At 69.1% G+C, this 26,332-nt stretch carries 24 protein-coding genes and 1 pseudogene; 10 read left to right on the top strand and 15 right to left on the bottom strand.

Annotated elements, in window-relative coordinates; translation table 11 throughout:
- Positions 1-28 precede the first annotated feature (28 nt).
- Together BN1187_RS10810 and BN1187_RS10815 are read left to right on the top strand one after the other, a co-directional pair.
- Entirely contained in the window at positions 29-1,189 is a 1,161-nt protein-coding gene (locus tag BN1187_RS10810; RefSeq protein WP_052462611.1) for an AI-2E family transporter, read from the top strand.
- Between the two features lie 195 nt (positions 1,190-1,384).
- Positions 1,385-3,889 (top strand): AAA family ATPase, encoded by a 2,505-nt coding sequence (locus tag BN1187_RS10815; RefSeq protein WP_052462612.1) that lies wholly within the window; start codon positions 1,385-1,387, stop codon positions 3,887-3,889.
- On the opposite strand, the gene BN1187_RS10820 is transcribed toward BN1187_RS10815, so the two are convergent.
- The 8 genes from BN1187_RS10820 to BN1187_RS10855 are packed head-to-tail and all read right to left on the bottom strand — an operon-like array spanning position 3,886 to position 10,663.
- The gene (locus BN1187_RS10820; RefSeq protein WP_052462613.1) at positions 3,886-4,272 is read right to left on the bottom strand and encodes a metal-sulfur cluster assembly factor; all 387 of its coding nucleotides are present in this window, start codon (positions 4,270-4,272) and stop codon (positions 3,886-3,888) included. The two genes, BN1187_RS10815 and BN1187_RS10820, sit on opposite strands and share 4 nt — an antisense overlap.
- Positions 4,269-4,724 carry a Fe-S cluster assembly sulfur transfer protein SufU gene (sufU, locus tag BN1187_RS10825; protein ID WP_040161611.1) on the bottom strand — a complete coding sequence of 152 codons (456 nt, stop codon included), beginning with the start codon at positions 4,722-4,724 and terminating at the stop codon, positions 4,269-4,271. Before sufU ends, BN1187_RS10820 begins: the two co-directional genes overlap by 4 nt.
- Positions 4,721-6,244 carry a cysteine desulfurase gene (locus BN1187_RS10830; protein WP_082034658.1) on the bottom strand — a complete coding sequence of 508 codons (1,524 nt, stop codon included), beginning with the start codon at positions 6,242-6,244 and terminating at the stop codon, positions 4,721-4,723. Before BN1187_RS10830 ends, sufU begins: the two co-directional genes overlap by 4 nt.
- Positions 6,237-7,001, bottom strand: a complete 765-nt coding sequence (gene sufC / locus BN1187_RS10835; RefSeq protein ID WP_040161613.1) for a Fe-S cluster assembly ATPase SufC — start codon at positions 6,999-7,001, stop codon at positions 6,237-6,239. The genes BN1187_RS10830 and sufC overlap by 8 nt, the downstream gene beginning before the upstream one ends.
- Before the next feature lies 1 nt (position 7,002).
- Entirely contained in the window at positions 7,003-7,335 is a 333-nt protein-coding gene (locus BN1187_RS10840; RefSeq protein WP_040161617.1) for a non-heme iron oxygenase ferredoxin subunit, read from the bottom strand.
- Positions 7,332-8,519, bottom strand: a complete 1,188-nt coding sequence (sufD, locus tag BN1187_RS10845; RefSeq protein ID WP_052462614.1) for a Fe-S cluster assembly protein SufD — start codon at positions 8,517-8,519, stop codon at positions 7,332-7,334. The genes BN1187_RS10840 and sufD overlap by 4 nt, the downstream gene beginning before the upstream one ends.
- Positions 8,520-8,564: 45 nt before the next feature.
- Positions 8,565-10,001, bottom strand: coding sequence for a Fe-S cluster assembly protein SufB (gene sufB / locus BN1187_RS10850; protein ID WP_040161618.1), 1,437 nt, complete (start codon positions 9,999-10,001; stop codon positions 8,565-8,567).
- On the bottom strand, positions 9,998-10,663 hold the full coding sequence (locus tag BN1187_RS10855; protein ID WP_187119674.1) for a helix-turn-helix transcriptional regulator: 666 nt from the start codon (positions 10,661-10,663) through the stop codon (positions 9,998-10,000). Before BN1187_RS10855 ends, sufB begins: the two co-directional genes overlap by 4 nt.
- Positions 10,664-10,825: 162 nt before the next feature.
- On the opposite strand from BN1187_RS10855, the gene BN1187_RS10860 reads away from it, so the two are divergent.
- From BN1187_RS10860 to BN1187_RS10875, 4 genes are read left to right on the top strand one after another with little or no spacing between them, the layout of a single operon-like run.
- Positions 10,826-13,453, top strand: coding sequence for a sodium-translocating pyrophosphatase (locus BN1187_RS10860; RefSeq protein ID WP_082034659.1), 2,628 nt, complete (start codon positions 10,826-10,828; stop codon positions 13,451-13,453).
- 41 nt (positions 13,454-13,494) lie between these two features.
- Complete coding sequence (locus tag BN1187_RS10865) at positions 13,495-14,232, top strand: ABC transporter ATP-binding protein (protein WP_082034660.1); 738 nt, start codon at positions 13,495-13,497, stop codon at positions 14,230-14,232.
- Complete coding sequence (locus tag BN1187_RS10870; RefSeq protein ID WP_040161624.1) at positions 14,229-14,990, top strand: ABC transporter permease; 762 nt, start codon at positions 14,229-14,231, stop codon at positions 14,988-14,990. Before BN1187_RS10865 ends, BN1187_RS10870 begins: the two co-directional genes overlap by 4 nt.
- Positions 14,978-15,892: a COX15/CtaA family protein gene (locus BN1187_RS10875; protein WP_040161627.1), complete on the top strand. Its 915-nt coding sequence runs from the start codon at positions 14,978-14,980 to the stop codon at positions 15,890-15,892. Before BN1187_RS10870 ends, BN1187_RS10875 begins: the two co-directional genes overlap by 13 nt.
- 18 nt (positions 15,893-15,910) lie before the next feature.
- Here BN1187_RS10875 and BN1187_RS10880 read toward each other — a convergent pair.
- Positions 15,911-16,816, bottom strand: a pseudogene (locus BN1187_RS10880) (heme o synthase); the annotation flags it as partial.
- Positions 16,817-16,987: 171 nt separating this feature from the next.
- On the opposite strand from BN1187_RS10880, the gene tal reads away from it, so the two are divergent.
- From tal to pgl, 4 genes are read left to right on the top strand one after another with little or no spacing between them, the layout of a single operon-like run.
- Entirely contained in the window at positions 16,988-18,076 is a 1,089-nt protein-coding gene (gene tal / locus BN1187_RS10885; protein WP_040161630.1) for a transaldolase, read from the top strand.
- Positions 18,077-18,116: 40 nt separating this feature from the next.
- Positions 18,117-19,655 carry a glucose-6-phosphate dehydrogenase gene (zwf, locus tag BN1187_RS10890; RefSeq protein ID WP_235750658.1) on the top strand — a complete coding sequence of 513 codons (1,539 nt, stop codon included), beginning with the start codon at positions 18,117-18,119 and terminating at the stop codon, positions 19,653-19,655.
- A gap of 14 nt (positions 19,656-19,669) precedes the next feature.
- Positions 19,670-20,638, top strand: a complete 969-nt coding sequence (locus BN1187_RS10895) for a glucose-6-phosphate dehydrogenase assembly protein OpcA (RefSeq protein WP_052462615.1) — start codon at positions 19,670-19,672, stop codon at positions 20,636-20,638.
- The gene (gene pgl / locus BN1187_RS10900; protein ID WP_040161637.1) at positions 20,635-21,354 is read left to right on the top strand and encodes a 6-phosphogluconolactonase; all 720 of its coding nucleotides are present in this window, start codon (positions 20,635-20,637) and stop codon (positions 21,352-21,354) included. Before BN1187_RS10895 ends, pgl begins: the two co-directional genes overlap by 4 nt.
- A 79-nt stretch (positions 21,355-21,433) precedes the next feature.
- Here pgl and BN1187_RS10905 read toward each other — a convergent pair whose 3' ends face one another.
- The 6 genes from BN1187_RS10905 to whiA form a co-directional block, all read right to left on the bottom strand.
- Positions 21,434-21,790: an RNA polymerase-binding protein RbpA gene (locus BN1187_RS10905; protein ID WP_040161639.1), complete on the bottom strand. Its 357-nt coding sequence runs from the start codon at positions 21,788-21,790 to the stop codon at positions 21,434-21,436.
- A 45-nt stretch (positions 21,791-21,835) separates the two neighbouring features.
- Positions 21,836-22,114: a preprotein translocase subunit SecG gene (gene secG, locus BN1187_RS10910; RefSeq protein ID WP_040161641.1), complete on the bottom strand. Its 279-nt coding sequence runs from the start codon at positions 22,112-22,114 to the stop codon at positions 21,836-21,838.
- A gap of 72 nt (positions 22,115-22,186) precedes the next feature.
- On the bottom strand, positions 22,187-22,972 hold the full coding sequence (gene tpiA / locus BN1187_RS10915; protein WP_040161643.1) for a triose-phosphate isomerase: 786 nt from the start codon (positions 22,970-22,972) through the stop codon (positions 22,187-22,189).
- 4 nt (positions 22,973-22,976) lie between these two features.
- Positions 22,977-24,179: a phosphoglycerate kinase gene (locus BN1187_RS10920; RefSeq protein ID WP_040161645.1), complete on the bottom strand. Its 1,203-nt coding sequence runs from the start codon at positions 24,177-24,179 to the stop codon at positions 22,977-22,979.
- Positions 24,180-24,226: 47 nt separating this feature from the next.
- Positions 24,227-25,231, bottom strand: a complete 1,005-nt coding sequence (gene gap, locus BN1187_RS10925; protein WP_040161647.1) for a type I glyceraldehyde-3-phosphate dehydrogenase — start codon at positions 25,229-25,231, stop codon at positions 24,227-24,229.
- Positions 25,232-25,341: 110 nt separating this feature from the next.
- Positions 25,342-26,328, bottom strand: a complete 987-nt coding sequence (gene whiA, locus BN1187_RS10930; RefSeq protein ID WP_040161650.1) for a DNA-binding protein WhiA — start codon at positions 26,326-26,328, stop codon at positions 25,342-25,344.
- Positions 26,329-26,332 lie beyond the last annotated feature (4 nt).

A 26,332-nucleotide genomic window follows, 5' to 3' on the forward strand; every position in this document is an offset into this window, starting at 1 on the left:
GACGCGGACGTCAACTACCCTTCCCGTCATGGAAAGCACCCCCGAGGGCCGCACGTCCGGCACGCCGCAGATCCTCATCGTCCTGCTCGTCATCGCCGCCGCGGTGGTCGGCCTCGCCGGTCTGAACACGATCTCCGAGATCGTCGGTCCCCTGTTCTTGACCGTCAACCTGTTCATCGCGGCGTGGCCCGTCCGGACGGCGCTGTTGAAGCGCGGCGCGCCGCGCCTCGTCGGCGCCCTCGCCCTGTTCCTGGTCGTCTTCTTGATCCTGGCGATCTTCTTCTTCGCGCTCGGCTGGGGCGTCAGCGCGCTGGTCACCGAGCTCCCCGCCTATCAGAGCCGCTACCTGGAGCTGTACCGGGAGTCGGTGGCCCTGCTGGCCAGCTTCGGCATCACCGAGCAGCAGCTGGTGAGCCAGCTGCAGCAGATCAGCCCCGCCAACTTCACCGGCCTGGCGCAGAGCGCGCTGAGCCAGGTCTCGAACCTGGTCTCCCTGGTCACGGTGATCATCGTCATGATGTTCATGATGGTGATCGACTCCGGGACGTTCCATTCCCGCGAGGTCTCGCTGCAGAAGTTCCAGCCCCGGGTCTCGGTCGCGCTCACCGATTTCGTGCTCGGCGTGCGCCGGTACTGGATCGTCACGTCCATCTTCGGCCTGATCGTCGCGGTCCTCGATGTCGCCGTGCTGCTCTTCATGAACATCCCGCTCGCGTTCGTCTGGGGCATCGTGTCGTTCCTGACGAACTACATCCCGAACGTCGGCTTCATCATCGGCATCATCCCGCCGGTCCTGATGGCGCTCCTCACCCAGGGACCGACCGCGGCGTTGATCGTGATCATCGCCTACTCGGTGATCAACTTCGTGCTGCAGTCGATCATCCAGCCCAAGTTCAACGGCGACGCGGTCGGCGTCACAGCGACGGTGTCGTTCCTCTCCCTGCTGCTGTGGAGCACCGTGCTCGGCCCCATGGGCGCGCTGCTCGGCCTGCCGGCCACCCTGCTGGTGAAGAACCTGCTCGTCGACCACGATCCCGACACCCGCTGGCTCAACGCCTTCATCGCCAGCAAGCCGGAGACGACCAACCCCTCGGAGGCCGGTCAGCCGCAGGTGCTGGACGCCGACCCCGACGACCCGACGCCCAAGGGTGGCCGCGGCTCACACCGCGCCCTGCCGGCCGGCGACTGAGCGTCCCGATGAGGCCGAGCCCCGGCTGACAAGGGTGACCATCGTGTGACCGGGATCGGGCCTCATGCGTCCACAAGGGCGTTACGATGGCCCAGCGTCGGCATCGGGACCGGCGCCCCGGCCGTGGGAGGTCAGTTGACGAAGCGGAGAACCAGCCCGGTTCAGGGGCCGATCGACCCCTCGGGGATCGACAGCGTGGAAGCGTTCGTTTCCGCGCTGAACAGCCTCCGCCGGCGCGCCGCCTTCGGCACCGGCAAGGCGCGGGTCAGCATCGACGACCTCGCCCGGGCGACCCGGATCCCCCGCTCCACCGTGCACGTCTACGTGAGCGGACGCGTCATCCCTCCGGCGGACGCGCTGGCCCAGATCATCACCGCGCTCGGCGGCGACCAGCGCGAGGTCAAGCGATGGATCGTCGCCTTGGACCGCATCGCCACGAACCCGCCGGCCCAGTCGGCCGCGGTGGACAACGCCGCGCCCGTCCCGCGCCAGCTGCCGCCCTTGGCGCGCGACTTCGTCGGCCGGGAGCGTGAGCTCACCGCGCTCGACGAGGCGCTGCGCCCCTCCCACGGCGTCGGACGCCTCGTCGCCCTCGTCGGGGCCGGCGGTGTCGGCAAGACGGCCATCGTCGGCCAATGGGCCGCCCAGCACCTCGACGAGTACCCCGACGGCGTCCTCTACACCGATCTGCGCGGCTACTCCAGCCAGGAACCCGTCGGCCCCGAACGCACGCTGACCCGCTTCCTCGCCGCCCTCGGCCACAACACGGCCCTGCTGCCGCCCACCCTCGACGAGCGGATGGACGTCTTCCGCACGGCGGTCTCCGGCCGGCGGCTGCTGCTGATCCTCGACAACGCCCAGGGCGAGGAGCAGGTCCAGCCGTTCCTGCCGGGCACGACCCGCAGCGACGTCGTCCTCACCAGCCGCGACCAGCTTCGGGGCCTGGGCGTCCGCAACGGGGCCGTGCGCCTGCAGGTGGGCCCCCTCGCCGACGCGGACGCCCGCCGGCTGCTCAGCCGCCTGCCCGGTCGCGCGCCGCAGATCGACGCGGTGCTCAACCTGTGCGGCGGGCTGCCGCTGGCGCTGCAGGTGGTCCGGGAACGGGCCGAGGCCCTCGGGTCGCTCGGCGGCGTCCTGAGCGAGGTGGCCGACGGCGAGCCGCTGCTGGACGTGCTCGCGCTCAACCGCGAGACCGGCGGCGAGGTGCGCACCATTCTCGACTGGTCGTATCGCACCCTGCCGCCGTCGACCCAGCGCTTCCTCCGCCTGACGAGCCTGCTTCCGGGGCCGACGGTCGGGCTGGACAGCAGCGCCGCGATCGCCGGGCTGAGCCGCGTCGCCGCCCGGCGCGAGCTCGAGGCCCTCGCCCAGCGGAGCCTGCTGACGCCGCTGGATCCCGACCTGTGGGCGCGCCACGACCTGGTCGCCGCGCTCGCCCAGGAGCGGCTCGAGGCGGAGGACGCGCCGGAGGTCGTAGGCGAGGCGCTGACCCGCATCCTCGGTTACCACATGGCCCTCGTCGAGCGCGCGACGCTCGACGACGAGCTCTGCCTCCTGCCCTGGCCCGAGGGCGTGCCGCACCCCGAGCTGCCGCTCGATCGCGCGCAGGCCTGGGCGCGCCTGGCCGACAACGACGTGCTGATCCGCGTCACCGTGGGGTCCGTCGGTCGGATGGACGCCCGGGCGATCGTCACGCTGGCGGAGCGCACGATGTGGGCCTACGACGAGATGCGTTATCCCAGCGGATCCCCGCTGCAGGAGGAGACCCTCGAGGTGGCCCGCGACAGCGGCGACCGACTCGGCGAGGCGGCGCTTCTGCTCCGCTTCGGCGACCATCACGCGCGGCGGGCCGAGCTGGCCGAGGCGGAGGAGAAGCTGCGCGCCGCCCTGGTGATCGCCGACGAACTGGGGCTCGAGAAGGTGCGGTTGCTAGCGCTCAACTCCTTGGGCCTGGCCTGCGCCTACGCGAGCCGGTTCGAGGAGGGCCGGCGCGCGCTCGAGGAGGCGCTGGCGGGGACGTCCGACGACCAGCCCGTGCTGCGCTCGAGCATCCACCTCAACCTCGGCATCCTCCATGACTCGCGCCGCGACGCGGAGCTGACGGAGAAGCACTACCGAGCGGCCGCCCGGCCGACCGCGGACGGCTCGGTCCCGCTGAGCGGCATCCTCGGCCTGGTGAACCTGGCCTCCAGCCTCATCGACGACGGCAATCTTCAGGAGGCGGGCGTCGTCCTGGACGAAGCGCGGGCTCTCAAGGGCGTCCACCAGCCGAGCCGGGCCCGCACCGCGCTGCTGCTGGTGGAGGCGCAGTGGGCGGCCTGGACAGGGCTCCACGATGCGGCGGCGAACCTGTTGGCCGACGTCGAGAACGCCGTCTCCGAACAGCCGGACCCCTTCCTGGGGCTGCAGTTCCTACACGTCTCCGCCGACCTAGCGGCCCTCGCGGGACGGGACGACGACGCGGTCGAGCTGTATCGCAGCGCGCTGGACCAGAGCGTCGCGCGGGACATGCCGTTCGACGAGGTGTCGCTGCGGAAGTCACTCGCGCCCGCCCTGGAGCGCACCGGACGCGTCGAGGAGGCGCGCGGCGAGTACGTGGAGGCGCTGGCGGTCGCGGAAGCGGCCGGCCTGACCGGACCGGTCCTGACCGAGCTCACCGAGGGCCTGCGCCAGCTCGAGGAGGCGCAGGCGGAGCGCTAGACGCTGAACCCGATCGCGCGCAGCTGCTCGCGCCCCTCCTCGGTGATGTTGTCCAGCGTCCACGGCGGCAGCCAGACCCAGTTGATGGCCACGGAGTTGACGAGGCCCTCCATCGCGACCTGCGTGTCGTACTCGAGCCGGTCGGTCAGCGGGCACGTCGGCGAGGTCAGCGTCATGTCGATGGTGGCGTTGTTCTCCTCGTCCAGGTGCATGCCGTAGACGAGGCCGAGATCGACCACGTTGACCATGAGTTCGGGGTCCACGACCTCCCGCATGGCCTCCTCCAGGTCCTCCATCGTGGGCCTGGAGCTGACGACGTCCTGCTCGCCGGGCAAGGTGTCGCGCACCAGGTCCGAGGGTCGGGTTTGCGGATTTTCGGTCATCGGCTCTCCTTGTCACTGCTCGTCATCGCTTGGGCGACGGCGTCCTTCCAGGCCGACCAGGCCAGCATGGCGCACTTGACGCGCCCGGGGAACTTGGCGACCCCGACGAAGGCGATGCCGTCCTCCAGGATGTCCTCGTCGGGCTCCGCCTCGCCACGGGAGTGCATCATCTCCTGGAAGTCCGTGGCGATCTGCATCGCCTCGTCCACCGTGCGTCCGATCACCAGGTCGGTCATCACGGACGTGGACGCCTGCGAGATCGAGCACCCCACCGCGTCGTAGCTGATGTCGGCGACGGTGTCGCCGTCCAGGTGGACGCGGAGCATGATCTCGTCGCCGCAGGACGGGTTCACGTGGGTGACCTCGGCCTCGTAGGGCTGGCGGAGCCCCGAGTGATGCTTCTCTTTGTAGTGGTCGAGGATGATCTCCTGATACATCTGTTCGACGCTCATCGCTTCCCTCCAAAGAAGTCGCGCGTGTAGTCCAGCGCGTCGGCCAGCGCGTCGACGTCCTCCGGCGTCGTGTACAGGTACACGGACGCCCGGGTCGAGCTCTGGATGCCGAACCGCTTGTGCAGCGGGCGCGCGCAGTGATGACCGCCGCGGACGGCGACGCCCCGGCTGTCGAGGAACTGCATCAGGTCGTGCGGGTGGACGTCGAGGCCGTCGTCGGTCGTCACGGTGAACGACACCGCGCCGCCCCGGTCGACGGGCTCGGCCGGCCCGAGGATCCGCACGCCGCGGACGCCCGCGAGCCGCTCCAGCAGGTAGCCGGTGATCGCGTGCTCGTGCGCCGCGACCCGCTGCATGCCCACCGCGTTCAGGTAGTCGACGGCCGCGCCCAGCCCGACGGCCTGCGCGATCGGCGGGGTGCCCGCCTCGAACCGCGCGGGCGGCGCCGCGAACGTGCTGCGCTCCATCGTGACGATCTCGATCATCTCGCCGCCCCCGAGGAACGGGGGCAGCGTCTCGAGCAGGTCGTAGCGTCCCCACAGCACGCCGACCCCGGTCGGGCCGACCATCTTGTGGCCGGTGAACGCGAACAGGTCGACGCCGAGCGCCGCCACGTCCGTGGGTAGCTGCGGGACGCCCTGGGAGCCGTCGGCGATCATGACGGCGCCCACCTCGTGGGCCTTGCTGGCGATGGCGGCGACGGGGTTGACCGTGCCCAGCACGTTCGACACCCAGGCCAGCGACACGACGCGCGTGCGCTCGTTGATGAGTCCGTCGGCGGCCGCCTTGTCGAGGTCGAGGCGTCCGTCGTCGGTCACGTCGAACCAGCGCAGCGTGGCGCCGGTGCGCTCGCACAGCAACTGCCACGGCACGATGTTCGAGTGGTGCTCCATGACGGAGACGACGACCTCGTCGCCGGGGCCCAGGGCGAGCTTCTGCCCGAGGGTGTGCGCGCACAGGTTCAGAGCCTCGGACGCGTTTTTGGTGAACACGATCTCTTCGGGACGCGCCCCGACGAACGCGGCGACCTTGGCACGTCCGCCCTCGAACGCCTCGGTGGCCTCCGCGCCCAGGGTGTGCATAGCGCGCGCGACGTTGGCGTTGTGCGCCAGGTAGTGCTCGGCCATCCGCTCGACGACCTGTTGCGGCTTCTGCGACGTGTTGCCCGAGTCGAGGTAGGCCAGCGGGTACTCCCCCACCGTCCGGCCGAAGATCGGGAAGTCCGGGCGGACCGCACGCGCCAGACCGTAGGGGTCGCCGGACGCATCGAAGGCCGCGATGCGGTCCTCCAGCGCCGCCGTGGGCGCCGTCCGTTCGGTGCCGAGCGGCCCCTGCGCTGCGTCGGCCAACTCGTCCGGACGCGGCGGGGCATCGGTGGACGCCTCGCCGAGCGAGCCCGCACCGCGGCGTCCAGCGGGGGCGGCGGCCGCACGGGCGTCCCGCGCGGATTGCCACTGCTCGTTGCTCAGGTCCGAACGGGACGTCCGCGGATCACCCCACCGAAGAGGACGATCAGGCATCGGCCTTCGCCGCGCTCACGTACTTGTCGTAGCCGGTGGACTCGAGCGCGTTGGCCAGCTCGGGGCCGCCCTGATCGACCACGCGGCCGTCGACGTAGATGTGCACCACGTCCGGCTTGATGTAGTTCAAGATGCGCGTGTAGTGGGTGATCAGCAGCAGGCCGCGATCGCCCTGCTCCATGTAGCGGTTCACGCCGTCGGAGACGACCCGCAGCGCGTCGATGTCGAGCCCCGAATCGGTCTCGTCGAGGATCGCGTACTTCGGGTTGAGCAGATCGAGCTGGACGATCTCCGCGCGCTTCTTCTCGCCGCCGGAGAAGCCCTCGTTCAGCGAGCGCTGGGCGAAGTCGGAGTCGAGGCCCATCTTGTTCATCGCCGCGTTGACCTCCTTGACCCAGGTACGCACCTTGGGCGCCTCGCCGGACACGGCGGTCTTCGCGGTGCGCAGGAAGTTCGCCATGGAGACGCCGGGCACCTCGACCGGGTACTGCATCGCCAGGTACAGGCCGGCGCGGGCGCGCTCGTCAGCGGTCAGCCCGTTGAGCTCGACGCCGTCCAAGCTCGCAGAACCCGACGTGATCGTGTACTTGGGGTGGCCCGCCAGCGAGTACGCCAGCGTGGACTTGCCCGAGCCGTTCGGGCCCATGATGGCGTGCACCTCACCGGGCTTGATCTCGAGGTTCACCCCCTTGAGGATCTCCTTCGGCCCGGCCTCGGTGGCCACGTCGACGTGCAGGTCATTGATGGAAAGGGACACTTCAGGACTCCTGGATGGCAAGGGGATTGTCGATGTCGACGAGGACGTCGCCGCCCTCGATCGTGACGGGATAAACGGGGACCGGCTGGGTCGCCGGCAGGTCGAGGGGCTCGCCGGTGCGCAGGTCGAAGCGCGAGCCGTGCGCGAAGCACTCGATGGTGCACTCCTCGACCTCGCCCTCGCTCAGCATGATGCGGGCGTGCGAGCACTCGTCGCGGATCGCGAACAGCTCGCCCTCGGAGGGCACGATCGCGACGAGCGTGCCGGACACGTCGACGCTGAACGGCGTCTCGTCGGTCAGCTCGTCAACAGCGCACGCGCGCACGAAGCTCACTGCGCGCCGCCCATGGTCACGGCCAGCTCGGACTCGATGTCCTCCATGAGCTTGGCCTCGAGGCTCGGGACGCCGATGCGCCGAATGATGTCGGCGAAGAAGCCCTGGACGACCAGCCGCTTGGCCTCGAGCTCGCCGATGCCGCGGGAGGTGAGGTAGAACAGCTGCTCGTCGTCGAACCGTCCGGTGGTCGAGCTGTGGCCCGCCCCCTCGATCTCGCCGGTTTCGATTTCGAGGTTCGGCACCGAGTCGGCCCAGGCCCCGTCGGTGAGGACGAGGTTGCGGTTCTGTTCGTAGGTGCTGATGCCGAGCGCCTCGGGCCGGATCACGACGTCGCCCACCCACACCGAGTGCGCGCCGTCGCCCTGGAGGGCGCCGCGGTAGTCGACGTTCGAGACCGTCTTGGGCTGGTTGTGGTCGACAAGCAGGCGGTGCTCGATGTGCTGGCCGGCGTCCACGAAGTACAGGCCGAACTGCTCCAGCGTGCCGCCCGGGCCGTCGTAGCGGGCGGTGTCGGTGAGCCGCACCAGGTCGCCGCCGAGGCTGACGTCGATGGTGCGCACCTGCGCGTCGCGTCCGATCACGAAGGACGTCTGCCCGCCGTGGACGGCGTCATCCGCCCAGTCTTGGACGCTGACGAAGTTGAGGTGCGCGCCCTCGCCGACGCGGACGTCCACCTTGGCGGCGTACCGCGCCGACCCCTGGTGCCGCAGCACGACGGTGGCCTGGGCGTGCCGACCGACGGTCACCACCAGGTGCTCGGCCAGGGCGGCGCCGGTGCCCGTCGTCTCGAGGATGATGGCGTCGTCGACGACGGCGTCGTTCGGGACGTCGAGGCGGCTGATCGTGCCGGCGTGCTCGGCGGCCAGCGCCGCGACGCGGTCGATGGGGCCTTCGGCCGCCAGCTCACGGGCCTCCTGGGCGCCGATCTCACTCAGCGTGACGCCCTCGGGCAGGTCGACGTGCCGCTCGATGCGGGCGCCGGGGTCCGGCTCCGCGAACAGCGCCTTGATGCGGTGCAGCGGCGTGAAGCGCCACACCTCCTCCGTGCCCACCGGCTCGGGGTGGTCGGCGACGTCCCAGCTCGGGCTGGGGTGCAGGTGCGACTCGACCCGGCGGTCGGCGGACGCGACAGGGTTGTCGGGCGGCGTGGGGGCGTCGCCCAGGTCCAGCGTGGTGCTCATGATCTCCTTGTCCGAAATAGGTGGCGAGGCGGGGGACGGGCGGGCTCAGCCGACCGCGCCCTCCATCTGCAGCTCGATGAGCCGGTTGAGTTCGAGCGCGTACTCCATCGGGAGCTCGCGGGCGATCGGCTCGACGAAGCCGCGCACGACCATCGCCATCGCCTCGTCCTCCTCCATGCCGCGGCTCATCAGGTAGAACAGCTGGTCCTCGCTCACCTTGGAGACGGTGGCCTCGTGGGCCATCGACACGTCGTCCTCGCGGACGTCCACGTAGGGGTAGGTGTCGGAGCGGGAGACCGAGTCGACCAGCAGCGCGTCGCACTTCACCGAGGACGCCGACTTCTCCGCGCCCTCGTTGACCTGGACGAGGCCGCGGTAGGAAGCCCGGCCGCCGGACCGCGCGACGGACTTGCTGATGATGGAGCTCGACGTGTTCGGGGCCGCGTGCACCATCTTGGAGCCGGTGTCCTGGTGCTGGCCCTCGCCGGCGAAGGCGATCGACAGCGTCTCGCCGCGGGCGTGCTCGCCCATCAGCCACACCGCCGGGTACTTCATCGTGACCTTGGAGCCGATGTTGCCGTCGACCCACTCCATCGTGGCGCCCTCCTCGCAGGTGGCGCGCTTGGTGACCAGGTTGTACACGTTGTTCGACCAGTTCTGGATGGTCGTGTACCGGACCCGGGCGTTCTTCTTCACGACGATCTCGACGACGGCGGAGTGCAGTGAATCCGACTTGTAGATCGGGGCGGTGCAGCCCTCGACGTAATGGACGTAGGAGTCCTCGTCCGCGATGATCAGCGTCCGCTCGAACTGGCCCATGTTCTCGGTGTTGATGCGGAAGTAGGCCTGCAGCGGGATCGAGACGTGGACGCCCTTGGGCACGTAGATGAACGAGCCGCCCGACCACACGGCGGTGTTCAGCGAGGCGAACTTGTTGTCACCGACGGGGATGACCGTGCCGAAGTACTCCTCGAAGATCTCGGGATGCTCGCGCAGCGCGGTGTCGGTGTCGAGGAAGATGACGCCTTGGCGCTCCAGCTCCTCGTTGATCTTGTGGTAGACGACCTCCGACTCGTACTGCGCGGCCACGCCGGCCACGAGCCGGGCCTTCTCGGCCTCGGGGATGCCCAGGCGGTCGTAGGTGTTCTTGATGTCCTCGGGGAGCTCCTCCCACGAGGCCGCCTGCTTCTCGGTGGAGCGGACGAAGTACTTGATGTTGTCGAAGTCGATGTCCGACAGGTCGGCGCCCCACGTGGGCATCGGCTTGCGGTCGAACATCTTCAGGCCCTTCAGGCGCCGCTTCAGCATCCACTCGGGCTCGTCCTTGCGGGCGGAGATGTCCCGCACGACCGCCTCGTTCAGGCCGCGCTGCGCGCTCGCACCGGCGACGTCCTCATCGTGCCAGCCGAAACGGTACTTGCCGAGCGCCTCGAGGTGCTCGTCCTGGGTCGACCCGGTACCGGGTGCCTGCGTCTGCGTCATTTCTGACCTTCCTGTTGCAGCGTGTGTGGGATGAAGGTGGTGCACACCCCATCGCCGTGGGCGATCGTGGCGAGCCTTTGAACGTGGGAGCCGAGGACGCGGGAGAAGATCCTGGTCTCGGCCGCGCAGAGTTCGGGGAACTCGCGCGCGACGTGAGCGAACGGGCAGTGGTACTGACACAGCTGGCGCCCGGCGGGCATGGGCCGCAGTGACGCCACGAACCCCTGACGCGTCAGCACAGCCACCAACGCGTCCGCCGCCGTGTCGTATTCCGGCGACGGGTCGAACCGGGTCTCGATGGTCGACATCACCGACTCGGCGAACTCGGAGATCGCCCCCTCGCCCAGGCTGTCGGCCAAGAACGACAGGCTCTGGATCGCCAGCTTGTCGTAGGCCTGGTAGAACTCGGCGCGGCCGGCATCGGTGAGCGCGAAGACCTTCGCCGGACGCCCCCGGCCGCGTTGGCCGTAGACGCGCTTCTCGCGGGAGACGAGGTGGCCCACCTCCACGAGGACGCTCAGGTGCCGCCGGACGGCGGCCGCGGTCAGGCTGAGGCGGTCGGCGAGCTCCGCGGCGGTCGAGGGACCGTGCTCGAGGACGGACAACGCCACCCGGTCGCGGGTCGAGGCGTCCTCCGACGGCGCCTCGGCCACCGGATTCATCATCACCGCCTCGTTTTTCACAACGCCATTGTTGCTAAATCACGGGGTCCACGCAAACCCTCTGGCGGTCCTTCTCGAATTCGGCCTCCTGCGCCCGGCCAGAGGCATAGCGTGGGTGGTGGCTCGATGCCGAGCTCCCCACGTGAAGATTCAAGGAAATCAATGAGCACGCCTCATCTCCCCGACCCCCACTCCGGCGCGCAGCGACGCGCGTACAGGACGCCGGCGCGGCTGCTGGCCGCGGCGTCCACCACCCTCCTCTTGGCGGGCTGTTCCGGCCCGTCCTCACCCCCCTCGGGCGGCGAGCGGCACGGCGGCGAAGCCAACATCGCGCTGCCGGACCTGTCGTCGGCCCGCTTCTTCAACGACCTCGTCGACGGCCGCATGCTGCTGATGCTCGGCCTCGTCGTGTGCTTCTTCGGTTTCCTGTTCGGCGTCGTCACGTACCTGCAGCTGCGCAAGCTCCCCGTGCACGTGTCGATGCGGGAGATCTCCGACCTCATCTACGAGACCTGCAAGGCCTACCTGGTCCAGCAGGGCCGCTTCCTGCTGGTGCTCTGGGTCTTCATCGGCGCGGTGATCTTCATCTACTTCCGCTTCCTGGCCGGCTCCGGCTGGGGGCAGGTCGCGATCATCCTGGCGTTCTCGCTGCTCGGCATGGGCGGCTCCTACGCCATCGCCTGGTACGGCATCCGCGTCAACACGTTCGCCAACAGCCGCACGGCCTTCGCGTCCCTGCGCGGTCGTCCTTACAACTGCCACGAGATCCCGCTGCACGCCGGCATGAGCGTGGGCATGATGCTGATCTCGGTCGAACTGTTCGCGATGCTGTTCATCATGCTGTTCCTGCCCGGCGAGATCGCCGGGTCGTGCTTCATCGGCTTCGCCATCGGCGAGTCGCTGGGGGCCTCGGCGCTGCGCATCGCAGGCGGCATCTTCACCAAGATCGCCGACGTCGGCTCCGACCTGATGAAGATCGTGTTCAAGATCAAGGAGGACGACGCGCGCAACCCGGGCGTCATCGCCGACTGCACGGGCGACAACGCCGGCGACTCGGTGGGGCCGTCCGCCGACGGCTTCGAGACCTACGGCGTCACCGGCGTCGCGCTGGTGACGTTCATCATGCTGGCCGTCCCGGCGGAGAACCACGTGCTGCAGTCGACCCTGCTGGTGTGGATCTTCTTCATCCGCGCCGTGATGATCGTCGCGTCCGCGCTCTCGTACACCGTCAACCAATTCCTGACCAAGGCAAAGTACGCCCAGGCCGACGAGATGGACTTCGAGCGCCCCCTGACGAACCTCGTCTGGATCACCTCGATCAGCTCGATCGTGCTGTCCTACCTCACCTCGTACCTGATGATCGGCCCGTTCAGCACCACCATGATGGCGATCCCGGGCGGCGACAGCCTGTGGTGGAAGCTCGCCACGATCATCTCCTGCGGCACGCTGGCCGGCGCCCTCATCCCGGAGCTCGTGAAGGCCTTCACCTCGGTGAAGAGCAAGCACGTCGAGGAGGTCGTCAAGTCCGCGAACAAGGGTGGCGCCTCGCTCGACATCCTGTCCGGCCTGGTCGCGGGCAACTTCAGCGCCTACTGGCTGGGGTTGGCGATCGTCGGCCTGATGAGCGTGGCCTACTTCATCTCCACGCTCGGCCTCGGCGCCATGATGGTCGCCCCGGCGGTGTTCGCGTTCGGGCTGGTCGCGTTCGGATTCCTGGGCATGGGCCCCGTCACGATCGCGGTCGACTCGTACGGTCCGGTCACCGACAACGCCCAGTCGGTCTACGAGCTGTCGATGATCGAGCAGATCGACGACATCGACGAGCAGATCCGCGCGGATCACGGCTTCGACGTCAACTGGGACCGCGCCAAGCGCCTGCTCGAGGAGAACGACGGCGCCGGCAACACGTTCAAGGCGACCGCGAAGCCGGTGCTCATCGGGACCGCCGTCGTCGGCGCGACCACCATGATCTTCTCGATCATCGTGGCCCTCACCAACGGCGTCACCGAGAACCTCGAGATGCTGTCGCTGCTGCACGCCCCGTTCCTGCTGGGGCTCATCACCGGCGGCGCGGTCATCTACTGGTTCACCGGCGCGTCCATGCAGGCCGTCACCACGGGCTCGTTCCGGGCGGTGGAGTTCATCAAGGACAACATCAAGCTCGACATGGGCGCCACGCGGGCGTCCGTCAGCGACTCCCGGCGGGTCGTGGAGATCTGCACCCAGTACGCCCAGCGCGGCATGCTGAACATCTTCCTGGGCATCTTCTTCGCCACCTTGGCCTTCGCGTTCGTGGAGCCCTTCTTCTTCATCGGCTACCTGATCTCGATCGCCCTGTTCGGCCTGTACCAGGCGATCTTCATGGCGAACGCGGGCGGCGCCTGGGACAACGCGAAGAAGATCGTCGAGGTCGACCTGGACGCCAAGGGCACCGACCTGCACGACGCGTCCATCGTTGGCGACACCGTCGGCGACCCGTACAAGGACACCTCGTCGGTGGCGCTCAACCCGGTCATCAAGTTCACCACCCTGTTCGGCCTGCTGGCCGTCGAGCTGGCGGTGTCCCTGACGTCGGGCGGCAACGGCACCCTGGTGCACGTGCTGGCGGCGGTGTTCTTCCTGGCCTCGGCGTACTTCGTGTGGCGCTCGTTCTACGCGATGCGGATCGACTCCCCGATGTTGACGGCGGCCGACTTCGCGGCCCCCCGCGCCACGGCAGACAGGCCCGGGGACGCCGTCCTGGCCGAGGAGACGCCGCGCCAGGCCCTCGACGAGGAACGCGTCCGCTGACCCGCCGGCGCTCCCCCTCACCGACGCGCCCCCGGCAACCGATGCCGGGGGCCGCGTCCTACACTGTGCGGGTGTCCGAACCCGCGTTGACCCTGTCGAGTGTCGGGCTCGCCCTCGGCGGAGCGCCCGTGCTGAACGGGCTGAGCTTCGAGGCGCGCCCCGGCCGCATCACCGCCCTGCTGGGGCCCAACGGCGCAGGCAAGACCACGACGATCCGCTGCTGCACCGGCCTGCTCACCCCCGACACCGGCACCATCCGCGTCCTGGACGGCGCGCCCGGCAGCCCGGACGTTCAGGCCCGGCTGGGCCTGATGCCGCAGTCGACCGGCGCCTGGTCGGGCGTCCGGCCACGTGAGCTGCTCGCCTACCTCGGCTCCCTCTACCTCCACCCCCAGCCGACCGAGCAGCTCATCGACCTCCTCGGCATCGGCCCGTTCGCCCAGACCCCCTACCGGCGGCTCTCGGGCGGCCAGAAGCAGCTGGTCAACCTCGCCGGCGCCCTCGTCGGCCGTCCCGAACTCGTCTTCCTCGACGAGCCCACCGCCGGCATGGATCCCCACGTGCGGCACCACACCTGGGACGTCATCCGCGCGCTGCGAGACGCCGGGGTGGCGGTGCTGCTCACCACCCACGCGATGGACGAGGCCCAACAGCTCGCCGACCACGTCTGGATCATGGACGCCGGCGCCATCGCGCTGGACGGCACCGTCGCCGAGCTGACCCGGGAGGGGTCGCTCGAGAGCGTCTTCCTGGCCCACACCCGAGGAGGTCAGGCATGAGCCTCGACCTGTCACCGGCCGCCGCCCCCGCGGCCCGCGGGCGCCGCATCGGCTCCCACGCCCGCATGGAGGCGAGCCTCCTGCTGCGTAACGGCGAGCAACTGCTGCTGGCGCTCGTGATCCCCGTCGCGCTCCTCGTGGCCGGGCTCGTGTGGGGCGGACGCGTCGGGCTCGACCCGCAGGCGTTCCCCGCCTCCGTGCTGGCGCTGGCCGTGTGGTCGACGTCCTTCACGTCGCTGGCGATCAACACCGGCTTCGAGCGCCGCTACGGGGTGTTCGAGCGGCTCGCCGCGACCCCGTTGACCCGCGGCGATCTCATCGGCGGCAAGGCGCTGGCGACCGCGGCGGTGGCCGCCGGCCAGCTCGTGCTGCTGGCCGCGGTCGCGCTCGCCCTCGGTTGGCGCCCGCAGCCCACCCTCGCCGGCACGGTGCCGGCCCTCGTGGGCGTCGTCCTGGCGATGCTCGCCTTCGCCGGCGTCGCGCTCGCCCTGGCCGGGCGGGTGTCCGCCGAGACGACGCTGGCGGTGGCCAACCTCATCTATCTCGCGGTCGCGGCCGGCGGCGCGCTCGTGCTGCCCCTGTCGGCCTATCCCGCCGCCCTCCGTCCGTTGCTGGCCGCGCTGCCTTCGGGCGCGCTCGGCGAGCTGCTGCGCGGCTGGGCCTCCGGGGCTGCGCCGCTGTGGCCCCTGGCCGTCCTCGCCGCCTGGACGGTCGTCCTGCTCTTCCTCGCCCGAAAGGCCTTCCGATGGACCTCCTGAGTTCCCCCCGAGCCCTGCGCGGCTGGACGCTGGCGTCCGTCGTCGCGAACATGGTGATCATCTGGACGGGCGCGCTCGTCCGGCTCACCAAGTCGGGCCTGGGGTGTTCAACGTGGCCGCGCTGCGAGCCGAGCTCGTACGTCCCGGTGCCCGAGGCGGGCATCCACGGGGTGATCGAGTTCAGCAACCGCCTGCTGACGTTCGTGCTCATCGCGATCGCGATCGGCACCGCGCTCAGCGCACTGAAGCACGTCCGCGCCGGCACCATGCCGCGGCGGCTGCTGGGCCGGGCGATCCTCGTTGGTCTCGGCATCATCGCCCAGGCCGTCATCGGCGGCGTCTCGGTGCGGCTGCAACTCAACCCGTGGGTGGTCGGGCTGCACATGGTCGTGTCGGTGCTGCTGATCTGGTGGTGCATGGAGATGCTGCACATGGCGTGGCGGATCCCGCCGCTGGCGGTCGGACGCCGCAACCTCGCGGTCGCCCGCATGATCGGCTTCGTCGGCATCGCGGTCATCCTGCTCGGCGTCGTCGTCACCGGCGCGGGCCCGAACGCGGGCGACGGCGCCGCCCAGCGCAACGGCCTGCCCCTGGAGTGGGCGGCCAAGACGCACGCGTGGATGGTGTGGGTGCTGGTCGCGCTGACGGTCGCCGGCCTGATCCTGGCGAAGGCCGACCGCCGCCTGTGGCGCGTGTACGTCGCGCTGCTGCTGGTCGAACTGGTCCAGGGGGCGATCGGCTATGTGCAGTACTTCACGCACCTGCCGATCGCGCTGGTGTTGGGCCACATGGTCGGCACGAGCCTGTTCGCCATCGCGCTGTCGCATCTGCAGTTGCTGCTCGCGCCCTCCCCGGTGGACGCCGCCCCGACGGCTGAGCCGGCGCCGGCCCTGCAGGGCTGACGCGGCGTCCCTGCGGATTTAGAAGAGCAGCGGGTCGATCGCGGCAGCCAAGAAGACCAGCGCCAGGTAGGTGTTCGAGGCGTGGAACAGCCGCATCGGCTGCAGCGCCGCGTCACGTTGTCCGGCCCGCGCGCGGGCGTCCAGGCGGAAGGCCTCCCATAGGATCCAGACGCCCGCGATGGCCGCGACGGCCGGGTAGAGCCAGCCGGTACCGGCCACAGGCCACAGGGCCAGCGACGTCAGCACCATCGCGACCGCGTAGACCAGGATCTGCTTGGTCACCTCGGGCGCCTCGCGGACGACCGGGAGCATCGGGACGTCGGCGCCGGCGTAGTCCTCGCGGTAGCGCAGCCCGAGCGCCCAGGTGTGCGGCGGCGTCCACCAGAACACGATGAGGAACAGGACGATCGGCGTCCAGGCCACGGAACCGGTCACGGCCGTCCAGCCGATGAGCGGAGGGAAGCAGCCCGCGATGCCGCCCCACACGATGTTCTGCGGGGTGCGGCGCTTGAGCCACAGCGTGTAGACGAAGACGTAGTACAGCGTGGCGACGAGGGCGAGTGCCGCCGAGAGCCAGTTCGCACCGAAGCCCAGGATGAGCGTGGAGACGATCGTCAGCGTCCAGGCGAAGACGTAGGCCTGGGTCTTGCCGACGAGATGGCGCACCATCGGACGCCGCCGGGTGCGGCGCATCTGCTCGTCGATGTCCCGGTCGATGATCGAGTTGAACGAGTTGGCGCCGCCAGCTGACAGCGCGCCGCCGAGCAGTGTCCACCAGACGAGAACGGGGTCGGGGATGCCGTCCGCGGCCAGGAACATGGCCGGGATGGTCGTCACGAGCAAGAGCTCGATGATGCGCGGCTTCGTCAGACCCAGATAAGCCGAGAACCGCTCCCCCGCTGTGGCCGGCGCACCCGTAGCGCTGACGCGCGCCTGTTCGCCGGCGGTCCCGTGAAATCGAATGATGAGCCTCCCGCCTACCGCTGGCAGTGTAGTCGACGCCGTCGCCTTCCCGGCCACTGACGGAGGCTATTAGAGTGCTGGATGAACAAGGCAGGCGTCCCCCGCCGGCCCACCACACTCAGGGAGAAGATCATGAACGATCGATTGAAGGCCCTCGCCGACGCCGGTGTCTCGATCTGGCTCGACGATCTGTCGCGCCACCGTCTGAACAGCGGGAACCTGAAGAGCCTGATCGACGAGAACTCCGTCTCCGGGGTCACGACCAACCCCACCATCTTCGCGGCGGCGCTGACGCACGGCGCCGACTACGAAGAGCAGCTCCGCGAGGTCGGTGACGTCGATGTCACCAAGGCGATCCAGGAGCTGACGTCCGCCGACGTCCGTAACGCGTGTGACCTGTTCAAGGACATCTACAACTCGTCCGCCGGCTACGACGGCCGCGTCTCCATCGAGGTTGAGCCGGGCCTGGCCAACGACACCCAGGGCACCATCGACCAGGCCCAGGCGCTCTACGACCTGGTCGACCGCGAGAACGTCCTCATCAAGATCCCGGCGACCAAGCCCGGCCTGCCGGCCATCACCGAGGCGATCTCCCGCGGCATCTCCGTCAACGTCACCCTGATCTTCTCGGTCGATCGCTACCGCGAGGTCATGGACGCCTACCTCACCGGCCTCGAGAAGGCCGCCGAGGCGGGCCGCGACCTGTCGACGATCCACTCGGTGGCGTCGTTCTTCATCTCGCGCGTCGACACCGAGATCGACAAGCGACTCACCCAGGCCGGCCGCGACGACCTGAAGGGGAAGGCCGCCATCGCCAACGCCCAGGTCGCCCTCGCCGCGTTCGACGAGGTCTTCGGCGGCGAGCGCTTCAAGGCGCTCGAGGCCAAGGGCGCCAACAAGCAGCGCCCGCTGTGGGCGTCCACCGGCACCAAGGATCCGTCGCTGCCCGACACCCTCTACGTGAGCGACCTGGTCGCGGAGGGCGTCGTCAACACGATGCCCGAGAAGACCATGCAGGCGTTCGCCGATCACGGCGAGGTCGGCACGTCCATCCAGGGCTCCGGCGAGGAGGGCCAGAAGGTCCTCGACGAGGTCGAGAAGGCCGGTGTCGATCTCGCCGACGTCTACAAGGTGCTCGAGGACGAGGGCGTGCAGAAGTTCGTGGTCTCCTGGGACGAGCTCGTCGAGTCCGTGAAGACCGCACAGGCCAACGCCAAGTAACCTCGGCCCCGATCAACCAGCTAAGGAATCGATTTCGACTGTGAGCGAGCAGAGCTACGTCAACCCGCTTCGCGACTCCCAGGATCGTCGTCTTCCCCGCGTCGCCGGGCCTTGTGCCCTGGTGATGTTCGGGGTCACCGGCGACCTCGCACACAAGAAGCTGTTGCCAGCCATCTACGACCTGGCCAACCGTGGCCTGCTACCTCCGGGTTTCGGTCTCGTCGGCATCGCCCGGCGTGACTGGGACGACGACGATTTCGCGAACTACTGCCTGGAGGCCGTCAAAGAGCGCGCCCGCACCCCCTTCCGCGAGGAGGTGTGGGCGCAGCTCCACGAAGGCCTTCGGGTCGTCACCGGGGACCTGACCGACGAGGACACGTACGCGCGCCTGAAGGAGACGCTACGCGTCCTCGACGAGGAACAGGGCACCGAAGGCAACCACGCCTACTACCTCTCGATCCCCCCGAACCGGTTCGAGGCGGTGATCAGCAATCTGCGCAAGGCGCAACTCGTCGACAAGGAGCAGAAGACGCCCTGGAACCGGGTCGTGATCGAGAAGCCGTTCGGGCACGACCTGCGCAGCGCGATCGAGCTCGAGGAGACGGTCGAGAGCGTCTTCAACGCCAACTCCGTGTTCCGCATCGACCACTACCTGGGCAAGGAGACGGTACAGAACATGTTGGCGCTGCGGTTCGCCAACCAACTGTTCGAGCCGGTCTGGAACCGCAACTACGTCGACCACGTCCAGATCACGATGGCCGAGGACATCGGCATCGGCGGCCGCGCCGGCTACTACGACGGCGTCGGCGCCGCCCGCGACGTGATCCAGAACCACCTACTGCAACTGCTGGCGCTGATCGCCATGGAGGAGCCGACGTCCTTCGACGCGGCCCAGCTGCGCAGCGAGAAGGAGAAGGTGCTGGGCGCGGCCCGGCCGCCGACGGACCTCAAGTCTCACACCGCCCGCGGCCAGTACCTGGCGGGTTGGGCAGGCGGCGAGAAGGTGAAGGGCTACCTGGAGGAGGACGGCATCTCGCCCGACTCCACGACGGAGACCTATGCCGCGATCCGCGTTGACATCGACAACCGTCGCTGGGCGGACGTGCCGTTCTACCTGCGTACCGCGAAGCGCATGCCGCGCCGCGTCACCGAGATCGCGCTGATGATGCGGCCGGCGCCGCACCTGCCGTTCAACGCGACCCAGACCGAGGCTCTCGGCTCCAACGCTTTGGTGATGCGCATCCAACCCGACGAAGGCGTCACCCTGCGCTTCGGCGCGAAGGTGCCGGCCACGCAGATGGAGATCCGCGACGTCACGATGGATTTCCAGTACGGCAACTCGTTCGCCGAGTCGAGCCCCGAGGCCTACGAGCGCCTGATCCTGGACGTGTTCCTGGGCGACCCGCCGCTGTTCCCGCAGGCCCGCGAGGTCGAGCAGTCGTGGGAGATCCTCGACCCGATCCTCGACTACTGGGACGCCAAGCGGCGCCAGCCGGAGGGCTACGTCGCCGGCTCCTGGGGCCCGCCGTCGGGCAAGACCATGTTGACCCGCGATGGACGCGCCTGGCGCCGACCCTGAGAGAGGAACGAGCGATGATCAAGACTCTGAAGGGCACCACCGCCCAGGGCATCCAGAACGCCATCACCGCCGCCCGGCGTGACGTCGGCGCGGCGTCCGGCCTCGTCTTCACCCTGGTGGTGATCACCGACCTGCGCGAATACACCTCCGTGCTGGAGGCCTGCATCGACGCCAGCCGCGAGCACCCGTCCCGCGTGCTGATCGTCACGAACGGCGCCGCCGCGGCCGACCGGGTGGACGCCGAGATCCACCTCGGCGAGGACGTGCCCGGCGAGATCATCTCACTGCGCTTCCAGGGCGACCTGACGAACCACCGCGAGTCCGTCGTACTGCCGCTGCTGCTGCCCGATTCCCCGGTCATCGCCTGGTGGCCCGGCACGTCGCCGGTGTCCCTGGCCGACGACCCGCTGGGCTCGCTGGCGATCCGCCGCATCAGCGATTCGATGGGCGCCGCGGACCCGATCGACGCGCTCGAGGTACGGGCCCGCAACATGACGCCCGGCGACACCGACCTCACCTGGACGCGGTTGACGCCCTGGCGAGCGCTGCTCGTGTCGGCGCTCGACCAGTACCCCAGCAAGCTGAAGGACATCTCGATCGCGGCCGAGGTCGACAACGCCGCCGGCGTCCTGCTGGCCTCGTGGCTGGACGACCGGCTCGACTGCAACGTGAGCATCGACACCACCACCAAGGGTCCGGGCATCACCTCGGTCGAGCTGACCATGGACGAGGGCACCATCAGCATCCGCCGCTCCGACGGCAAGATGGCGTCGTACTCGGCACCCAAGACCCCGGCGCGCAAGGTGGCCCTGCCTCGTCGCGACATCTCGCAGCTGCTCACCGAGGAGCTGCGCCGGATCGACCCCGACGACATCCTGCAGAACGCCATGAAGCAACTGCTGCGCCGCGTCGACCACCCCGAGCCGGCGGATGCCAGCGCCGACGGCGCGATCCCGGCGGCGAAGGGCAGCCAGGTCGAGTGACTGCGGTCCACAGGTACGCCGACGCGGAGGCCCTGGCCGCCGACGGGGCTCGGATGCTGGTGCAGCAGTTGCGCACCTTGCAGAAGGGCGGACGCGTTGCCCAGCTGTGCCTCACCGGCGGCAGGCTGGCCACCCGGCTCTTCCGCGAGTTCGGCCCACTCGTGGGCGACCTCGACCCGCGCGAGTTGGAGTTGTGGTGGAGCAGCGAGCAGTTCGTGCCCACCGATGACCCGGGACGCAACGCGGGGCCGACGCTGGCGCTGCTGGCCGGGCACTTCACGCTCGACCCCAGCAAGACGCACCCGATGCCGGCTGCCGACGGCGTCACCGACGCGGTCGCGGGGGCCGTCACCTACGGCAAGGAGCTCGGCGACACCGTCTTCGACGTCTGCCTGTTGGGCGTGGGCTCCCACGGGGAGGTCGCCTCGATCTTCCCCGCGCACCCGTCGTTCGAGCCGACCACGCACAAGGTGCTGGGCGTGAACGACGCGCCCACTCCCCCCAGCCAGCGGATCAGCCTGGCCGTCGACACGCTCAACCGGTCGCGCCAGGTGTGGTTCCTGGGCAGCGGCGCGGAGAAGGCGGAGGTGGTGGCGCGGGCCATGGCGGGCGATCCCGCGTTGCCCGCTGGGGTCGTCCGCGGCACCGAGCAGACGGTCTGGTTGCTGGACGCCGACGCCGCCGCGCGACTCGACTACTACCGCTGCTCCCTCTAGCGCTTCTTCCCGGCGAAGCGATCATCCCGCTGCGCTCTCGCAGGGCGGGATGATCGCTGGAACGGGGTCCGGCCGAGTTCTAGTAGATGACTTCGCCGTTGGCGCGGCGCGAGCGGAGCAGCTCGAGCGCCTCGGTGAGGATCGCGGCCGCTTCCTCGTCGGAACGGCGCTCCTTCACGTAGGCCAGGTGCGTCTTGTACGGGGTGATCTTCGGCGGGGGCGGCGGGTTGTCCGCGTCCAGGTTGGCCGGGAGACCGCAACGGGGGCAGTCCCAGGTCTCGGGGATCTGGGCGTCCGCGGCGAAGGCCGGCCGCGTCTCATGATTGTTGGAGCAGAAATACGATACGTAGAGCCGAGGAGCGGTATCGCCCCGCTCAGCCTCGCCCATCGGACCGGCTCCGACCCGGCTGCCCCGGATCGCGCTACCACCGACCACTGTGTCTCCTTGTCAGCATGAAATTCTGTTGTGGGCCAACACCGATCAGCCGTTGGCCTGGGTTCCGAGCGCGCCGAGATCGGGGAAGTAGCGGTACAACACCAGCAGACCGATGATGCAGGCGAGCCAGATCAAACCCACGATCACCGTCAGCCGGTCGAGGTTGCGCTCCGCCGACGACGTTCCGCCCATCGACGTCGACATGCCGCCGCCGAACAGGTCGGACAGACCACCGCCCCGGCTCTTATGGAAGAGGATCAAGGCGGCCAGGACCAGGCTGGTCAACACCAGCAGGATCGAGGCAGACAGGATCGGCCATGTCATGAGAGGAGCGACAGTCACCCGAGCATTCTAACCCAGGGTGACTGTCGCTCCGAACTCGATACGAAATCGCCCCTATTGCGCGTAGAACAGGACGATCTTTGCGAACTCCTCGGCGTCCAGGCTGGCGCCTCCGACGAGCGCGCCGTCAACGTCGGGCTTGGCCATGATCTCCACGACGTTGCTCGACTTGACCGATCCGCCGTATTGGATGCGGACGCGCTCGGCCGCCTCGGCGCCCTGCAGCTCATCGGCGATGAACTGGCGGATGGCACCGCAGACCTCCTGGGCGTCCTCGGGGGTCGCGACCTCGCCGGTGCCGATGGCCCAGACGGGCTCGTAGGCGATGACGAGACCGGCCACCTGCTCGGCGCTCAGCTCGGCGAGGCACTCGCGCACCTGACCGAGCACGAACTCGACCTGGCGGCCCTCCTTGCGGACGTCCAGGCTCTCGCCGACGCAGATGATGGGCGTCATGCCCCCCGTCAGGACCGCGCGCGCCTTGGCGTTCACGATCTCGTCGGTCTCCGCGTGGTACTGACGGCGCTCGGAGTGCCCGACCACGACGTAGCGGCACTTGAGCTTGCCCAGCATGTCGGCCGAGATCTCGCCCGTGTAGGCGCCCTTCTCGTGGGCGGAGACGTCCTGCGCGCCGTAGGCCAGCGGCAGCTTGTCCCCCTCCACGAGCGTCTGCACGGTGCGCAGGTCGGTGAACGGCACGATGACGGCGCACTCAGACTTGGCGGCGTCATAGTGCTTGTCGGCGAGCGTCCAGGACAACTTCTGCACCAAGCCCGTCGCCTCGACGTGGTTCAGGTTCATCTTCCAGTTGCCCGCCATGAGCGGTGTGCGTGCTGACATGAGCTCAGTTCCCTTCGAGCACGTCGAGACCGGGTAGGGTCTTGCCCTCGAGGTACTCCAGCGAGGCACCGCCGCCGGTCGAGATGTGGCCGAAGTCGTCGTCGGCGAAGCCGAGCTGGCGGACGGCCGCGGCGGAGTCGCCGCCGCCCACGACCGTGAACGCGTCGGTCTGAGCCAGGGCCTCGGCCACAGCCTTGGTGCCCTCAGAGAACTCCTTCACCTCGAAGACGCCCATCGGGCCGTTCCAGAACACGGTCTTGGCCCCCTTGATCGCTTCGGCGTAAGCCTCGGCGGTCTCCGGGCCGATGTCGAGGCCCATCTGGTCGGCCGGGATGACGTCCGCAGCGACGACGGTCTTCTCGTGAGGGCCGTCACCGGAGGGGAACTCGGGCGAGACGACGGCGTCCTGCGGCACGAGCAACTGCTTGCCGGCAGACTTGGCCTCGTCCATGTAGCCCTTGACGCTGTCGATCTTCTCCTCATCGAGGAGCGACGTGCCGACCTCGTAGCCCTGGGCCTTGAGGAACGTGTAGCCCATGCCGCCGCCGATGATCACGGTGTCGGCGATCTTGAGCAGGTTGTCGATGACCGGAAGCTTGTCGGCCACCTTGGCGCCGCCGAGGACGACGACGTAGGGGCGCTCCGGGGTCTCGGTGAGCTTCTTGAGCACCTCGACCTCCTTCGCGACCAGGAGGCCCGCGCCGGCGGGCAGCATCTTGGCCACGTCATAGACGGAGGCCTGCTTGCGGTGCACGACGCCGAAGCCGTCGGAGACGAACACGTCGCCGAATTCGGCGTACTTTGCGGCGAGCGCCTGGCGCTCGGCCTCGTCCTTGCTCTCCTCCGCCTTTTCGTAGCGGACGTTCTCGAGCAGGACGATCTCGCCCTCGGCCAGGCTGGCCACGGCCTCCGTGGCGGACGGACCCACCACGTCGGCGGCCAGCGTGACCTTGGCGTCGATCAGCTCGCCCAGCCGCTTGGCGACCGGAGCGAGGCTGTACTTCGGATTGACCTCGCCCTTCGGGCGTCCGAGGTGAGCCATCACGACGACCTTGGCACCGGCATCGACCAGCTGGCGCAGCGTGGGCAGCGCAGCCTTGATGCGTCCGTCATCGGTGATGGTGTCGCCATCCAGCGGCACGTTGAAATCGCAGCGGATCAGGACCCGCTTGCCCTTCAGATCTCCCAGATCGTTGATGGACTTCACCTCATCAGCCTTTCTTATTCAGATGTCGAAGAGTCGGATCGGGTTTCTCAGAGCTTCGAGCCGACCAGGGTGGTCAGATCGACGAGGCGGTTCGAGTAGCCCCACTCGTTGTCGTACCAGCCGACCACCTTCACCAGGTCGCCGATCACCTTGGTGAGGCCGGCGTCGAAGATGCAGGAGTGCGGATCGGTCTCGATGTCCTTGGAGACGATCGGATCCTCGGTGTAGGACAGGATGCCCTTCAGCGGACCCTCGGCGGCCTTCTTCACGGCGGCGTTGACCTCCTCGACGGTGGTCTCCTTGCCGGCCTGGAAGGTCAGGTCGGTGGCGGAGCCGGTGGGGGTCGGGACGCGCAGCGCGTAGCCGTCGAACTTGCCCTTGAGCTCGGGCAGCACCAGGGCGACGGCCTGAGCGGCGCCGGTCTTGGTGGGGACGATGTTCAGGGCCGCGGCGCGGGCGCGACGCAGGTCCTTGTGCGGGCCGTCCTGCAGGTTCTGGTCCGCGGTGTACGCGTGCACGGTGGTCATCAGGCCCTTGACGATCTCGAACTCGTCGTTGAGGACCTTGGCCATCGGGGCCAGGCAGTTCGTGGTGCAGGACGCGTTCGAGATGATGTTGTGCTTCTCCGCGTCGAACTCGCCGTCGTTGACGCCCATGACGACGGTGATGTCCTCCCCCTTGGCCGGGGCGGAGATGATGACCTTCTTCGCGCCACCCGTGATGTGGGCGGAGGCGGCCTCGGCGTTGGTGAAGCGACCGGTCGACTCGATGACGATGTCGGCGCCGACCTCGCCCCAGGGGAGCTGAGCCGGATCCTTCTCGGCGAACACCTTGATCTGGTGACCGTTGGCGGTGATCGACTCCTCGTCGGAGGTGACCTCCCCGTCGAAGCGGCCCAGGATCGAGTCGTACTTCAGCAGGTGGGCCAGGGTCTTGTTGTCGGTGAGGTCGTTGACCGCAACGACCTCGATGTCGGCGCCGGCGGCAACCAGCGCGCGGTAGTAGTTACGGCCGATGCGGCCGAAACCGTTGATGCCAACCTTGACAGTCATGAAGTTTCGTTCTCCTTCGTAGGCGCATGCCGCTGCGTCACAAGCGCAGGGCCATGACGGACATCTCCACCCTACCGGAGGTCGCCCGCGGTGGCATGGCGCGGAGTGGATCAGTCCCGCTCCTCCAGCATTTCGGGGCTCAGGTTCGCTTCTGTGCCCTCGATTCCCAGTTCCGCTGCACGTTTGTCCGCCGTGGCCAGCAGCCGGCGGATGCGGCCGGCGACGGCGTCCTTGGTCAGCGGGGGCTGGTGCAGCTGTCCGAGTTCCTCGAGACTGGCCTGCTTGTGTTCCAGCCGGAGCAGACCGGCCGTGCGCAGGTGCTCTGGGACGTCGTCGCCGAGGATCTCCAGGGCGCGCTCGACGCGCACCCCCGCTGCGACGGCCGCGCGCGCCGAGCGGCGCAGGTTCGCGTCGTCGAAGTTGGCCAGCCGGTTCGCGGACGCCTTGATCTCGCGTCGCATCCGGCGGTCCTCCCACTGCAGGAGCGTCTCGTGAGCCCCCATCCGGGTGAGCATGGCGGCGATCGCGTCGCCGTCACGAATGACCACCCGGTCGGTGTTGCGCACCTCGCGGGCCTTGACGGCGATCCCGAGCCGTCGGGCCGCGCCGACGAGAGCCAGCGCCGCCTCCGAGCCGGGACAGGTGACCTCCAACGCCATCGAGCGGCCCGGCTCGGTCAGCGAGCCGTGAGCGAGGAACGCGCCGCGCCACACCGCCGTGGAGACGTCGAGTCCCCCGCTGACCAGCGCGGCGGGCAGGCCGCGCACGGGGCGTCCCCGGGAGTCAATGAGGCCGATCTGACGAGCCAGGGAGTCCCCGTCGCGGATCAGCCGGACGACGTAGCGGGTGCCACGGCGCAGCTGGCTCGGCGTGATGACGACGAAGTCGCAGGTGAAGCCGAACAGGTCGTCGATCGCGGTGCGCAGCCGGCGGGCCGCTCCCCCGGTGTCGAGGTCAGCCTCGATGATGATGCGGCCGCCCGCGAGGTGCAGCCCCCCGGCGAACCGCAGCATCGCGGCCACTTCCGCTTTGCGGACGGCGGGCTTCGTCACCTCGACGTTCGCCAGTTCCGCCTTCACCTCTGCTGTCAGCGCCATGGGG

Source organism: Nigerium massiliense (assembly GCF_000826085.1).
Lineage (GTDB): Bacteria > Actinomycetota > Actinomycetes > Propionibacteriales > Propionibacteriaceae > Propioniciclava > Propioniciclava massiliense.

Coding starts and splice junctions, on each gene's coding strand:
- BN1187_RS10820 (WP_052462613.1), bottom strand. CDS start 4,272: ATGACCGAAAATCCGCAAACCCGACCCTCGGACCTGGTGCGCGACACC.
- sufB (WP_040161618.1), bottom strand. CDS start 10,001: ATGACGCAGACGCAGGCACCCGGTACCGGGTCGACCCAGGACGAGCAC.
- BN1187_RS10895 (WP_052462615.1), top strand. CDS start 19,670: ATGATCAAGACTCTGAAGGGCACCACCGCCCAGGGCATCCAGAACGCC.
- BN1187_RS10860 (WP_082034659.1), top strand. CDS start 10,826: ATGAGCACGCCTCATCTCCCCGACCCCCACTCCGGCGCGCAGCGACGC.
- BN1187_RS10870 (WP_040161624.1), top strand. CDS start 14,229: ATGAGCCTCGACCTGTCACCGGCCGCCGCCCCCGCGGCCCGCGGGCGC.
- tal (WP_040161630.1), top strand. CDS start 16,988: ATGAACGATCGATTGAAGGCCCTCGCCGACGCCGGTGTCTCGATCTGG.
- BN1187_RS10855 (WP_187119674.1), bottom strand. CDS start 10,663: ATGAATCCGGTGGCCGAGGCGCCGTCGGAGGACGCCTCGACCCGCGAC.
- tpiA (WP_040161643.1), bottom strand. CDS start 22,972: ATGTCAGCACGCACACCGCTCATGGCGGGCAACTGGAAGATGAACCTG.
- sufU (WP_040161611.1), bottom strand. CDS start 4,724: ATGAGCGTCGAACAGATGTATCAGGAGATCATCCTCGACCACTACAAA.
- gap (WP_040161647.1), bottom strand. CDS start 25,231: ATGACTGTCAAGGTTGGCATCAACGGTTTCGGCCGCATCGGCCGTAAC.
- secG (WP_040161641.1), bottom strand. CDS start 22,114: ATGACATGGCCGATCCTGTCTGCCTCGATCCTGCTGGTGTTGACCAGC.
- BN1187_RS10830 (WP_082034658.1), bottom strand. CDS start 6,244: ATGCCTGATCGTCCTCTTCGGTGGGGTGATCCGCGGACGTCCCGTTCG.
- sufD (WP_052462614.1), bottom strand. CDS start 8,519: ATGAGCACCACGCTGGACCTGGGCGACGCCCCCACGCCGCCCGACAAC.
- BN1187_RS10810 (WP_052462611.1), top strand. CDS start 29: ATGGAAAGCACCCCCGAGGGCCGCACGTCCGGCACGCCGCAGATCCTC.
- whiA (WP_040161650.1), bottom strand. CDS start 26,328: ATGGCGCTGACAGCAGAGGTGAAGGCGGAACTGGCGAACGTCGAGGTG.
- BN1187_RS10875 (WP_040161627.1), top strand. CDS start 14,978: ATGGACCTCCTGAGTTCCCCCCGAGCCCTGCGCGGCTGGACGCTGGCG.
- BN1187_RS10865 (WP_082034660.1), top strand. CDS start 13,495: ATGCCGGGGGCCGCGTCCTACACTGTGCGGGTGTCCGAACCCGCGTTG.